The organism is Pantoea sp. UBA5035, assembly GCF_002415245.1.
GTDB classification, from domain to species: domain Bacteria; phylum Pseudomonadota; class Gammaproteobacteria; order Enterobacterales; family Enterobacteriaceae; genus Pantoea; species Pantoea septica.
Window position 1 is genome coordinate 250,865 of the sequence record NZ_DICD01000027.1, and the last position, 13,311, is coordinate 264,175.

Annotated in this window: 12 protein-coding genes; 9 read left to right on the forward strand and 3 right to left on the reverse strand. The window is 56.8% G+C overall.

Features of this window, described 5'->3' with window-relative positions; genetic code table 11:
* Window positions 1-10: 10 nt before the first annotated feature.
* Window positions 11-259, reverse strand: coding sequence for a YciN family protein (locus B3229_RS18040; RefSeq protein ID WP_286873072.1), 249 nt, complete (start codon window positions 257-259; stop codon window positions 11-13).
* A 371-nt stretch (window positions 260-630) separates the two neighbouring features.
* On the opposite strand from B3229_RS18040, the gene topA reads away from it, so the two are divergent.
* The 4 genes from topA (at window position 631) to acnA (ending at window position 8,361) form a co-directional block, all read left to right on the forward strand.
* On the forward strand, window positions 631-3,228 hold the full coding sequence (topA, locus tag B3229_RS18045; protein ID WP_048781879.1) for a type I DNA topoisomerase: 2,598 nt from the start codon (window positions 631-633) through the stop codon (window positions 3,226-3,228).
* 198 nt (window positions 3,229-3,426) lie between these two features.
* Window positions 3,427-4,401: an HTH-type transcriptional regulator CysB gene (gene cysB / locus B3229_RS18050; RefSeq protein WP_048781877.1), complete on the forward strand. Its 975-nt coding sequence runs from the start codon at window positions 3,427-3,429 to the stop codon at window positions 4,399-4,401.
* Window positions 4,402-4,895: 494 nt separating this feature from the next.
* Entirely contained in the window at window positions 4,896-5,054 is a 159-nt protein-coding gene (locus B3229_RS18055; protein ID WP_071997406.1) for a YmiA family putative membrane protein, read from the forward strand.
* A 625-nt stretch (window positions 5,055-5,679) separates the two neighbouring features.
* The gene (gene acnA / locus B3229_RS18060; RefSeq protein WP_286873079.1) at window positions 5,680-8,361 is read left to right on the forward strand and encodes an aconitate hydratase AcnA; all 2,682 of its coding nucleotides are present in this window, start codon (window positions 5,680-5,682) and stop codon (window positions 8,359-8,361) included.
* A gap of 115 nt (window positions 8,362-8,476) precedes the next feature.
* Here the strand turns inward: acnA and ribA are convergent, their stop codons facing one another.
* Window positions 8,477-9,073: a GTP cyclohydrolase II gene (gene ribA, locus B3229_RS18065; RefSeq protein ID WP_033746813.1), complete on the reverse strand. Its 597-nt coding sequence runs from the start codon at window positions 9,071-9,073 to the stop codon at window positions 8,477-8,479.
* A 229-nt stretch (window positions 9,074-9,302) separates the two neighbouring features.
* Between ribA and pgpB the strand changes: the two genes are divergently transcribed.
* The 5 genes from pgpB (at window position 9,303) to yciH (ending at window position 12,924) form a co-directional block, all read left to right on the forward strand.
* Window positions 9,303-10,067, forward strand: a complete 765-nt coding sequence (gene pgpB, locus B3229_RS18070; protein ID WP_277268738.1) for a phosphatidylglycerophosphatase B — start codon at window positions 9,303-9,305, stop codon at window positions 10,065-10,067.
* A gap of 128 nt (window positions 10,068-10,195) precedes the next feature.
* Window positions 10,196-10,504 carry a LapA family protein gene (locus B3229_RS18075; protein WP_033746819.1) on the forward strand — a complete coding sequence of 103 codons (309 nt, stop codon included), beginning with the start codon at window positions 10,196-10,198 and terminating at the stop codon, window positions 10,502-10,504.
* 6 nt (window positions 10,505-10,510) lie between these two features.
* A complete protein-coding gene (lapB, locus tag B3229_RS18080; protein WP_033790325.1) occupies window positions 10,511-11,680 on the forward strand; it encodes a lipopolysaccharide assembly protein LapB in 1,170 nt (389 codons plus the stop codon).
* A 201-nt stretch (window positions 11,681-11,881) separates the two neighbouring features.
* Window positions 11,882-12,604 (forward strand): orotidine-5'-phosphate decarboxylase, encoded by a 723-nt coding sequence (pyrF, locus tag B3229_RS18085; RefSeq protein WP_286873085.1) that lies wholly within the window; start codon window positions 11,882-11,884, stop codon window positions 12,602-12,604.
* On the forward strand, window positions 12,601-12,924 hold the full coding sequence (gene yciH / locus B3229_RS18090) for a stress response translation initiation inhibitor YciH (RefSeq protein ID WP_048781865.1): 324 nt from the start codon (window positions 12,601-12,603) through the stop codon (window positions 12,922-12,924). The genes pyrF and yciH overlap by 4 nt, the downstream gene beginning before the upstream one ends.
* 83 nt (window positions 12,925-13,007) lie before the next feature.
* On the opposite strand, the gene osmB is transcribed toward yciH, so the two are convergent.
* The gene (gene osmB, locus B3229_RS18095) at window positions 13,008-13,223 is read right to left on the reverse strand and encodes an osmotically-inducible lipoprotein OsmB (RefSeq protein WP_033746828.1); all 216 of its coding nucleotides are present in this window, start codon (window positions 13,221-13,223) and stop codon (window positions 13,008-13,010) included.
* Window positions 13,224-13,311: the final 88 nt, after the last annotated feature.

Here is a 13,311-nt window from a genome sequence, read left to right on the forward strand (position 1 = left end):
GCCAGGTTTTTTACGCCAGGTGATAGCGTGACGAAAGCGTCAGCGCCAGATATTTAAAAACGTTAAACACCGCCGTGGTCTTCGCCGTCGGCAGCCCTTCGTCATCAAGGAAAAAGGGGCCGCGAAACACCAGCACGTCGCCCTGTTGAATCACTTCGTCGGCTTCCAGACCGGCAAAATAATCGTCGTGTTCCTGAATAAGCGCATTGGCTTTTTCCAGTAGCGCCTGGCGTGAAATGGGTTGCGTATTTTTCTGCATTGAATATCCCCTTTTTGACATCCATAAAATCCTTTCTATATTACGTGCCAAAACCGCTGCGCGGCAAATCAGCAAAACGCGTGAAAATCTGGCGCAAAATTCAACTGAGTGCTAATTAAGTTGCGTAACGAATTTTATCAGGTAGAGTGTGGGCGATTCAGATTTCAGGGAGATCACACCGGGAAGTGTGATTGTGTCAGATGAAAAAGTCGCTCTTATTCATACCCTTGCATAAACATATGCCAGCTGGCCCGAGATTGACCCCGCAGCCTTGAAAAGCAAAAAAGGCGCAACAATATTGAACCCACTGGGTTTCTGGGCATCAAATCCTCTCCCGTTTATCAGGACGTTTTCATTAGGTAAAGGTACATATGGGTAAAGCACTCGTCATCGTTGAGTCCCCGGCAAAGGCCAAAACAATCAATAAATACCTCGGTAGTGACTACGTGGTGAAATCCAGCGTCGGTCATATCCGTGATTTGCCGACCAGTGGTTCAACCGCGAAAAAGAGTGCTGACGGGGCCGGCGACAAAAAAGCGAAAAAAGTTAAAAAAGATGAAAAGGCCGCGCTGGTCAGCCGTATGGGCGTTGACCCCTATCACGGCTGGAAAGCGGATTATCAGATCCTGCCCGGCAAGGAAAAAGTCGTCTCCGAACTGAAAGCGCTGGCGCAGAACGCCGACCACATCTATCTCGCAACCGACCTTGACCGCGAAGGGGAAGCCATCGCCTGGCACCTGCGGGAAGTGATCGGCGGCGACGACAAGCGCTTTAGCCGCGTGGTGTTTAACGAAATCACCAAAAATGCGATTCGTCAGGCGTTCGAAACGCCGGGCGAACTGAATATCGACCGCGTCAACGCCCAGCAGGCGCGTCGCTTTATGGACCGCGTCGTCGGCTATATGGTCTCGCCGCTGCTGTGGAAAAAAATTGCGCGCGGCCTTTCTGCCGGTCGCGTCCAGTCCGTGGCGGTGCGCCTGGTAGTTGAGCGCGAACGGGAAATCAAAGCGTTCGTGCCGGAAGAGTACTGGGAGCTGAACGCCGATCTGCATACCGCGAAAGGCGATCTGCTGGCGATGGCGGTCACCCACCAGAACGACAGCCCGTTCCGTCCGGTCAATGGCGAGCAGACCCAGGCCGCGGTCGCGCTGCTGGAAAACGCCCGCTATGAAGTAGTGGATCGCGAAGATAAACCTACCAGCAGCAAGCCTGGCGCTCCCTTTATTACCTCGACGCTGCAGCAGGCGGCGAGTACGCGACTCGGTTTTGGCGTCAAGAAAACCATGATGATGGCGCAACGCCTGTATGAAGCGGGCCACATTACCTACATGCGTACCGACTCTACCAACCTGAGTCAGGATGCGCTGGCGATGGCGCGCGGCTACATCGACAAAAACTTCGGCAAAAAGTATCTGCCGGAGACGGCGAACACCTACGCCAGTAAAGAGAACTCCCAGGAAGCGCACGAAGCGATCCGTCCTTCCGACGTCAACGTCGTGGCGGAAAAGCTCAAGGATATGGAAGCGGACGCACAGAAGCTCTACCAGCTGATCTGGCGTCAGTTCGTCGCCTGTCAGATGATGCCGGCGCAGTACGATTCCACCACGCTTACCGTTGCTGCCGCCGGCTTCAGGCTGAAGGCGAAAGGGCGCACGCTGCGCTTCGACGGCTGGACGCGCGTGATGCCTGCGCTGCGTAAAAACGATGAAGACCGCACGCTGCCGCACGTCGCCAAAGGCGAAACGCTCGAGCTGCAGCAGCTGACGCCGAGCCAGCACTTCACCAAGCCGCCGGCACGCTTCAGCGAAGCCTCGCTGGTGCGCGAGCTGGAGAAGCGCGGCATCGGCCGTCCCTCTACCTACGCCGCCATTATCTCGACCATTCAGGATCGCGGCTACGTACGCGTGGAAAACCGCCGTTTCTATGCCGAGAAGATGGGCGAGATCGTCACCGATCGGCTGGAAGAGAACTTCCGCGATCTGATGAACTACGACTTTACCGCCACCATGGAAGACAGCCTTGACCGCGTCGCCAATAACGAGGCGGAATGGAAAGGCGTGCTGGATAACTTCTTTAGCGACTTTACTCAGCAGCTGGACAAAGCGGAGAAAGATCCGGAAGAGGGCGGCATGCAGCCGAACCCGATGGTGCTCACCTCTATCGACTGTCCGACCTGCGGACGCAAGATGGGTATCCGCACCGCCAGCACCGGCGTCTTCCTCGGCTGTTCGGGCTATGCGCTGCCGCCGAAAGAGCGCTGCAAGCAGACCATCAACCTGATCCCGGAAAACGAAGTGCTGAACGTGCTGGAAGGCGACGACGCTGAAACCAACGCGCTGCGCGCCCGTCGCCGCTGCCAGAAGTGCGGCACGGCGATGGACAGCTACCTGATCGATCCGCAGCGCAAGCTGCACGTCTGCGGTAATAACCCAGAGTGCGACGGCTACGAGATCGAGCAGGGCGAATTCCGCATCAAAGGTTACGACGGTCCGGTGGTGGAGTGCGAGAAGTGCGGGTCGGAAATGCACCTGAAAATGGGGCGCTTCGGCAAGTATATGGCCTGCACCAACGACGACTGTAAGAACACGCGTAAAATCCTGCGTAACGGCGAGGTTGCGCCGCCGAAGGAAGATCCGGTGCCGCTGCCTGAACTGCCGTGCGAGAAATCGGACGCCTATTTCGTGCTGCGTGACGGGGCGGCGGGTGTGTTCCTGGCAGCCAATACCTTCCCGAAATCGCGCGAAACCCGCGCGCCGTTAGTGGAAGAGCTGCAGCGCTTTAAAGATCGCCTGCCGGAAAAACTGCGCTACCTGGCTGAGGCGCCTGCGACCGATGCCGACGGCAACAAGACGATGGTGCGCTTTAGCCGTAAAACCAAACAGCAGTATGTCGCCTCTGAGAAAGAGGGCAAAGCCACAGGCTGGTCAGCGTTTTATATCGACGGCAAGTGGCAGGAAGCGAAAAAGTAATCTCCTCTCTTTATCTAAGGCCAGCAATGCTGGCCTTTTTCTTAGCCTTATATCAAAACGTTCTACATTCCTCCTCGCGATGATATAGTGGTTATAGCATTTCCGACATGTTCCTGTGCTTTGCCTCTTTTCTCACCGATCCGGCGAAAATACGTCAATCGGGGATGCTGCTCTGTAGCTTACTGGGATGGAACAGATATGAAATTGCAGCAGTTGCGCTATATCGTCGAAGTGGTTAATCACAACCTGAACGTCTCTTCGACAGCAGAAGGGCTTTACACTTCTCAGCCGGGCATCAGTAAGCAGGTGCGCATGCTGGAGGATGAGCTGGGCGTGCAGATCTTTGCACGCAGCGGCAAGCATTTAACCCAGGTCACGCCGGCCGGCGAGGAGATCATTCGCATCGCCCGCGAGGTGTTGTCCAAAGTCGATGCGATAAAATCGGTGGCGGGAGAGCATACCTGGCCGGATAAGGGATCGCTCTATGTGGCGACAACCCATACCCAGGCGCGCTATGCATTGCCTGGCGTCATTAAGGGCTTTATCGAGCGCTATCCGCGCGTCTCACTGCATATGCATCAGGGCTCGCCGACGCAGATCGCCGAAGCGGTCTCCAAAGGCAACGCCGATTTCGCTATCGCCACCGAAGCGCTGCATCTCTACGACGATTTGATTATGCTGCCGTGCTACCACTGGAATCGCGCCATTGTGGTGACGCCCGATCATCCGCTGGCGGGCAAGGGCCAGGTCTCTATCGAAGAGCTGGCGGAATATCCGCTGGTGACCTATACCTTCGGCTTTACCGGGCGCTCGGAGCTGGATACCGCATTTAACCGCGCAGGTCTGACGCCACGCATTGTTTTCACCGCCACCGACGCAGACGTTATTAAAACTTATGTTCGCTTAGGCCTGGGCGTCGGCGTTATCGCCAGCATGGCGGTCGATCCCCTCGCCGATCCTGACCTGGTACGCATCGAGGCGGCGGAAATTTTCACCAACAGCACCACGAAAATCGGCTTCCGACGCAGCACCTTTTTACGTAGCTATATGTATGATTTTATTCAACGCTTTGCGCCGCACCTGACGCGTGACGTGGTCGATGCGGCGGTCGCGCTGCGCTCCAACGAAGATATCGAAGCGATGTTCAAAGATATCAAGCTGCCGTTTAAGTAACGCCGCGTTTCGTTTAGCATTGCTAAAGGCTGCTCAGGCAGCCTTTTTTGTCCGTAGCCGTTAGCGCCACCTTAATGTCGAAAAAAGTTATTATTTTTTTGTAAATGAAACATCGATCACATGTTTTTCTGTTTGCGTTACTTAAATGAGAAACAGTACACAATTTTAACTTTGCCGCTTTGCGCCACGCCAGGATTATTCCCATACTCCAGTTAAGACCTGATGTGAAAGCGCTTTTTATCAGGACTTATAAATTTAACTCAAATTTGAAATGGCCCTAATCGCAATTTAACTCAAATTTGCAATCTAATAATTCAATTAAGGAAATGTGTCGCGGTTCATTATTCCTTAAGTTTTCAGGCCACGTTGATTAATAGCGTTAATCGTTGTGCTCAATAAAAATAACTGGATTTTCGGCCTTAATGAGTTTAGGATTCGTCCTAAATCTTAATCGATGTTATCAATCGTTTTATTGAGAGTGATTATCAAAAACTATGGCTACGAGACTGACTGTACAACCGGACTTCCGGGCAAAAAGCACCAAGGTTGAGCGCTCTGGTAACACCCGTCGCAAGGCCTGGTTAACCGTAATAGCTGCTTCTGCGCTGTTCTGGGTAGTTGTAGCACTGATGATCTGGCGTATATGGGGCTAAACCATGTGGGCAAACACACTCAGCCGTAAACAATCGTTATCCGCGCCACAGCTCCAGGCGCCAGCCTGTAAAGGCAAAGAGAGCAGCGTGACGGAACACAAAGTGACTATCCCGGATAGCTGGGAACTGAGTGAAAATCAGCGTCACTTCATCGAGTCTTTCATGGACACGAAAGCCAAATAAGCTGTCAGCGTAACTGGCTTCGCCAGCGTAATACTTCTTTCCGGTTATCCGGCGGGCAAATTAAAAGCCCACTCTTTTACACTCAGCATAAAAAAAGGTGTCATCTAACCGATGACTGCAGGATTTTTTTACGCCCGAATTCGGGAGGAGTGACGTATGAATATGACTTTTAATAGCATTAAGATCTCCTGGCTGAGCGCATATGCATTCTCGTTTGCATTCTGGGCAGCGGCCGTATGGATTGCTGTATAACCTGAAAGCGGTATTTCTCCTTATTCTTTTCGCTAACGCCCCGCATACTCTGCGGGGCGTTTTCGTTTGTCTGCGCAATGGTGTAGCATTTCGTGTTGTAATCAAAACGTTAAAGAAAATGTAGTCTATCTTTAACATAAACCTTGTTCTCTCTGAGGTTACCGCGATCACGATAAGAAAAGGAGGAGCTATGTCGGACACCCTACGCGAGCAGAGTCGGGACACGCTGCAGGTCGACAAGCAGCAGTATCATATTTTCAGTCTTCCCCGCGCCGCCCAACACCTCGGCAACATCGACCGCCTTCCCAAATCGTTAAAAGTGCTGCTGGAGAATCTCCTGCGCTGGCAGGATGGCGATTCCGTGACGGAAGAGGATATTCAGGCGCTGGTTGGCTGGCAGCAAAATGCGCATGCCGATCGAGAGATTGCCTATCGTCCTGCGCGCGTGCTGATGCAGGATTTTACCGGCGTGCCGGCGGTGGTGGATCTGGCGGCGATGCGCGAGGCGGTGAAGCGCCTCGGCGGCGACGTGGCGAAGGTCAATCCGCTCTCGCCGGTGGATCTGGTTATCGACCACTCCGTTACCGTGGATCACTTTGGCGACGACAGCGCGTTTGAAGAGAATGTCGAGCTGGAAATGGCGCGCAACCATGAGCGCTATGTCTTTTTACGCTGGGGCCAGAAGGCCTTTAATAAATTCCGCGTCGTGCCGCCGGGCACCGGCATCTGTCACCAGGTGAACCTGGAGTATCTCGGCAAATCGGTCTGGCATGAGCAGATCGACGGCAAACAGTTCGCCTGGCCAGATACGCTGGTCGGCACCGACTCGCATACCACCATGATCAATGCGCTTGGCGTGCTGGGCTGGGGCGTCGGCGGCATCGAAGCCGAGGCGGCGATGCTTGGACAGCCGGTATCTATGCTGATCCCGGACGTGGTCGGCTTTAAGCTGACCGGCAAGCTGCGTCCCGGTATAACCGCCACCGATTTAGTGCTGACCGTGACCCAGATGCTGCGCAAGCATGGCGTGGTCGGCAAGTTTGTGGAGTTCTACGGCGACGGTCTGGCGGATCTGCCGCTGGCAGACCGCGCGACGATCGCCAATATGGCGCCGGAATATGGCGCAACCTGCGGATTCTTCCCGGTCGACGACGTTACGCTGGGCTACCTGACGCTGACCGGGCGCGATGCCGAGCAGGTCGCGCTGGTGGAAGCCTATGCCAAAACCCAGGGGCTGTGGCGCAATCCGGGCGACGAGCCGATCTTCACCAGTTCGCTGGCGCTTGATATGGATAGCGTGGAATCGAGTATCGCCGGCCCCAAACGTCCGCAGGATCGCGTTTCCCTTGGCGATGTGCCTGCCGCGTTCAACGCCAGCAACGAGCTGGAGGTGAATCACAGCCAGCCGGCGCATAAATCTGTCACCTATACCGACAGCCGCACCGGTCTCAGCCATGAGATCGAGGACGGCGCCGTGGTGATCAGCGCCATTACCTCCTGCACCAACACCTCTAACCCGAGCGTGCTGATGGCGGCGGGGCTGCTGGCGAAAAAAGCGGTTGAGCGCGGCCTGAAGCGTCAGCCCTGGGTGAAAGCCTCGCTGGCGCCGGGTTCGAAAGTGGTTTCCGACTATCTGGCGGTCGCGCAGCTGACGCCTTATCTCGACAAGCTCGGCTTCAACCTGGTGGGCTACGGCTGCACCACCTGTATCGGCAACTCCGGGCCGCTGCCCGACGAGATTGAAGCCGCGATTAAAGAGGGCGATTTGACCGTCGGCGCCGTGCTCTCCGGCAACCGCAACTTCGAAGGCCGTATCCATCCGCTGGTGAAAACCAACTGGCTGGCGTCGCCGCCGCTGGTGGTCGCCTACGCGCTGGCGGGCAATATGAAGATTAATCTGCAGACCAAGCCGCTGGGGCAGGATGCGCAGGGCAGGGACGTTTTCCTGAAGGATATCTGGCCGTCGCCGGAAGAGATCGCCACTGCGGTGCAGCAGGTGACCAGCGACATGTTCCATAAAGAGTACGCCGAGGTGTTCTACGGCACCAAAGAGTGGCAGGCGATCAAAGTGAGCGAAGCGGCCACCTATGCGTGGGACGAGGGCTCTACCTATATTCGCCTGTCGCCGTTCTTTGACGATATGGAGCGCGAGCCGAAACCGGTTGAAGATATTAAAGGGGCGCGCGTGCTGGCGATGCTTGGCGATTCCGTGACCACTGACCATATTTCGCCCGCTGGCAGCATCAAAGCGGACAGTCCGGCGGGACGCTATCTCCAGTCTCACGGCGTCGACCGGGCCGACTTTAACTCCTACGGCTCACGACGCGGCAACCATGAAGTGATGATGCGCGGCACCTTCGCCAATATCCGTATTCGCAACGAGATGGTGCCCGGGGTTGAAGGCGGCTATACGCGCCATATCCCCAGCGGCGAACAGCTGGCGATTTATGACGCGGCGATGAAGTATCAGCAGGAGGGCACGCCGCTGGCGGTGATTGCCGGTAAAGAGTATGGCTCCGGTTCAAGCCGCGACTGGGCGGCGAAAGGCCCGCGTTTACAGGGGGTGCGCGTAGTGATCGCCGAGTCGTTCGAACGTATTCACCGCTCCAACCTGATCGGCATGGGCATTCTGCCGCTGGAGTTCGCGCCGGGCGTGACGCGTAAAACGCTGCAGCTGACCGGCGAAGAGGTGTTTGATATCGAAAACCTGTCGCAGCTGCAGCCGGGCTGCACGGTGCAGGTCACGATGACGCGCCCGGACGGCACGCGGGAGACGCTGGAGACGCGCTGCCGCATCGATACCGGCAACGAACTGACCTACTACCGCAACGACGGCATCCTGCACTACGTTATTCGCAATATGCTTAACTAAACGCAACGCCGTAAAAGACTCAACCTTTGTCCGTTCGACCTGCGCCATTCATGGCGCAGGTCGGTTTACTCCTCGAGCCCTGCCGCCCGCGTCTCAACATAGAAGCTGAGACCCGTTATTCCGACTTCGGCAGCAGATGGCCCATCTTCGCGGCTTTGGTATCCAGGTAGTGCGCATTCTTCGGGTTGCGACCGACGATCAGCGGCACGCGCTCAACGATATTGATGCCCGCTTCGCTGAGGATCTCCACCTTACGCGGATTATTGGTCAGCAAACGTACTTCGTTCACCCCCAGCAGCTTAAACATATCGGCGCACAGCGTGAAGTCGCGCTCGTCCGCCGCAAAGCCGAGCTGATGGTTAGCTTCGACGGTGTCATAGCCTTTATCCTGCAGCGCATAGGCGCGGATCTTGTTCAGCAAGCCGATATTGCGGCCTTCCTGACGATGATAGAGCAGTGCGCCGCGACCCTCTTCGGCGATGGCGTTCAGCGCCGCTTCCAGTTGAAAACCACAGTCGCAGCGTAAACTGAACAGCGCGTCGCCGGTCAGGCATTCCGAATGAACGCGCGCCAGCACGGGCGTGTTATCGCTGATGTCGCCGAAAATGAGCGCGACGTGATCGTGACCGGTTGCCAGTTCTTCAAAACCTACCATGAGGAAATCGCCCCAGGGCGTGGGCAGTTTGGCTTCTGCCACCCGTTTAAGCTGCATGTGACTCTCCAGAACCTTCAGAGGATGCGCTATTCTAAAACAGCGCACAGGCCAGTATGGCCTGAAAAAATTGGCAATATTGTGCCACAACGTGAAGTTGGGCTGGTAATTTGTCAGAGCGATTGTAGTGATAAAGCACGATTATCCAATGCGCAACAAGTTATGTTATTATTTTTTAAGATAAAGTTATTTGCAAGCGGCAATATGAGGCCGTACCAGAGGAGAAAGGATGCTGCAGATTTTGCGTCGCACTACGGCAGGCATGTTGCTGCTGATGATCATTCCGCTCGTGGTCTGGGCGACCGGCTGGCGCTGGCAGCCCGGCGAAAGCGATGCGCTGCTGCGTGTCCTGTACTGGATGACCGAAACCGTGACGCGCCCCTGGGGCACCCTGACCAGCCTGTTGCTCAGTCTCTGGGTGCTCTGGTGCCTGCGCTTTCGCCTCAAGCCGGCGCTGCTGCTGCTGGTGATCATGAACGCCACCATTCTCACCGGGCAATACACCAAATCCTATATCAAGGATCAGGTTCAGGAGCCGCGCCCGTATGTCGTCTGGCTCGAGCATAACCACGGCCTCGACGATCGCGAGTTTTACAGCATGACGCGTAAAGAGCGCGGTCAGCGGGTCGATCAGCTGCTCGCCAGCGACCGGATGCTGCCAGGCTGGCTGAAGCGCCACTGGGCGTTTGAAACCGGCTTCGCTTTTCCTTCCGGCCATACGCTGTTCGCCGCCAGCTGGGCGCTGCTGGTGTTGAGCCTGCTCTGGCCGCGCCGCCGCTATGTCACCATTGCGGTGGTCGGCGTCTGGGCGGGCGCGGTAATGGCCAGCCGTTTGCTGCTGGGCATGCACTGGCCGGGCGATCTGGCGGTGGCGGTGGCGCTCTCCTGGCTGCTGGTCTCCTTCGCCACCTGGCTGGCGCAGCGCTTTTGCGGCCCGCTTACCTTGCCGCCGGAAGAGCGAAAGGAAGTGGCGCAGCGGGAAAACGGATTGTAATTCCGGACTTTATCCCCATATTATTGATTGCGCTTGCGTAAAAGCGATGCGCCTGGCGCTGCAGGGAGCAGCATTGTTGCCGCTTTTTTGGCATACTTCTACCGGATAACCTCACAACAGGATGCACTGTGAAATATTTGCTGATTTTCTTAGTGGTATTGGTCATTTTTATCATTTCCGTCACCTTAGGCGCGCATAACGACCAGGTCATCACCTTCAATTATCTGCTGGCGCAGGGCGAATTCCGTATCTCTACGCTGCTGGCTGCGCTGTTCGGCGCGGGCTTTGTGCTGGGCTGGGCCATCTGCGGTCTCTTCTGGCTGCGCGTTCGCGTCTCGCTGGGGCATGCGCAGCGCAAAATCAAACGTATGCAGACGCAGCTGGATAAAAGCGCGCCGCCTGCCGCCTCATCGACCGCCGTCGCGGGTCGGGAATAGTCCTCCATGCATGAATTGCTGTTTCTGTTATTGCCCGTCGCTGCGGCTTACGGCTGGTATATGGGGCGACGCAGCGCGCAACAGGACAAGCAACAGGAAGCGAGTCGCCTGTCGCGGGATTACGTCGCAGGCGTTAACTTTCTGCTCTCCAACCAGCAGGACAAAGCGGTCGATCTCTTTCTCGATATGCTGAAAGAGGACAGCGGCACGGTGGAGGCGCACCTGACGCTGGGCAATCTGTTCCGTTCGCGGGGCGAGGTGGATCGCGCGATACGCATTCACCAGTCGCTAATGGAGAGCGCTTCCCTCAACTACGATCAGCGCCTGCTGGCGATCCAGCAGCTGGGTCGCGACTATATGGCCGCCGGGCTTTACGATCGCGCCGAAGATATGTTCAAGCAGCTGACGGATGAAACCGACTTCCGCATCAGCGCGCTGCAGCAGCTGCTGCTGATCCATCAGGCGACCAGCGACTGGCATCAGGCAATAGAGGTTGCCGAGCGGCTGGTGAAGCTAGGCAAAGACAAGCAGAAAGGGGAGATCGCCCACTTCTACTGCGAGCTGGCATTACAGGCGATGAGCAGCGACGATCTCGATCGCGCCATGAGCCTGCTGAAAAAGGGCGAGGCGGCCGATCGCCAGAGCGCGCGCGTGTCAATCATGATGGGGCGTATCCTGATTGAAAAAGGCGAGTACGCTAAAGCGATCGACCATCTACAGCGCGTGCTGGATCAGGATAAAGAGCTGGTGAGCGAAACGCTGCCGATGCTGGAAACCTGCTATCAGCGGCTGAATCAGCCCGATGCCTGGGCGGCCTTTCTGCAGCGCTGCGTAGATGAGAACACCGGCGCGGCGGCTGAACTCTATATGTCTGATATTCTCGAGCGCCATGAAGGGCCGGAAGCGGCGCAGCTCTATATCAACCGTCAGCTGCAGCGTCATCCCACCATGCGCGTTTTTCATCGCCTGATGGACTTCCATCTGCACGAAGCGGAAGACGGACGCGCCAAAGAGAGCCTGATGGTGCTGCGCGACATGGTCGGCGAGCAGATCCGCACCAAGCCGCGCTATCGCTGCCAGAAGTGCGGCTTTACCGCCCATGCGCTCTACTGGCACTGTCCTTCCTGCCGCACCTGGTCTTCGGTCAAACCGATCCGCGGACTCGATGGTCAATAGCCGATCGTCGCGCCGTTTTATGCTGCAACCCTCCTTAGTTACAACATACTATTAAGGCATCAGGAACCTCTGCGCGGCAATGTGCAACTTGTCGCCATGCAGGCGGCAAGGGCGCCGCAAACGTTGTCCCTGGCGAGAGGCGCGGGTAGAATGCTTGCCGTTTGTCCCTTTGCCTGTCGCCGTCAACTACGAGGAAATGCCATGCCTTTATCGTCAACCGTGACCGCGTCGCCCATTGTGGTGGCGCTCGATTATCACGATCTCAACAGCGCATTGCGTTTCGTCGACCAGATTGATCCGCAGAGCTGCCGCTTAAAAGTCGGCAAGGAGATGTTCACGCTGTTTGGCCCGGCGCTGGTGAAGGATCTGCAGCAGCGCGGCTTCGAGGTCTTTCTCGACCTTAAATTCCACGACATTCCCAACACTACCGCTCATGCGGTCGCCGCGGCGGCCGATCTGGGCGTCTGGATGGTGAACGTGCACGCCAGCGGCGGCGCGCGCATGATGAACGCCGCGCGCGAAGCGCTGCTGCCGTTCGGCAAGGATGCGCCGCTGCTGATCGCCGTCACGGTGTTAACCAGCATGGACGCCGAGGATCTGCGCGGCCTCGGCATTACTCTGTCGCCCGCCGAACAGGCGGAACGCCTGGCGAAGCTGACCCGCGAGTGCGGCCTCGACGGCGTGGTCTGTTCCGCCCATGAGGCCGCGCGTTTCAAAACCGCTATCGACGCCGATTTCGCGCTGGTGACGCCGGGCATCCGTCCGGCAGGCAGCGACGCCGGCGATCAGCGCCGCATCATGACGCCGCAGCAGGCGCAGCAGGCAGGGGTAGACTATATGGTGATCGGGCGTCCGATTACCCAGTCGGCCGATCCCGCCGCCACGCTGTCAGCTATTTTAACCTCGCTTAAGGAGTCCTCATGAGCCGCGACAATCCGCTGGTCTACTCCACCGATACGGGCCGCATCGAGCAGCCGCAAGAGAAGGTCGAACGCCCGAAAGGCGACGGCATCGTGCGCATTCAGCGTCAGACCAGCGGCCGCAAAGGCAAAGGCGTCTGCCTGATTACCGGACTCGATCTCGACGACGACGCCCTGAACAAGCTGGGCGCGGAGCTGAAGAAAAAATGCGGCTGCGGCGGGTCGGTGAAAGAGGGCGTTATCGAAATCCAGGGCGATAAACGCGATCTGCTTAAACAGCTGCTGGAAGCGAAAGGGTTGAAGGTCAAGCTGGCGGGCGGTTAAATAAAAATCGGGCTACGTCTGTAGCCCGATGGTTATGTTGATACGCTGTGTAGCCTTTTATTATTAAAACGGCTTTGCGGTCATTAATGGACCTGATGACCGATAACGCCGCCCACCGCCGCGCCGCCCAGCGTGCCGAGCGCGCTGCCGTGCGTTAACACCGAGCCACCAATTGCGCCAGCGCCGGCGCCGATAGCGGTGTTACGATCGCGTTTTGACCAGTTGGAACAGCCGCTCAGCGCGACAACTAAAGTGGTAGCCAAAACAGCTGCGGTAATACGTTTCATGGTTGTTGTCATAAACTTCTCCTTGATTGTGCTCACAGAGGCAACACACTCAGTATAGGTGTTTTTTTCCTCTGTTCTTATATCTACCCGTATTACGCCA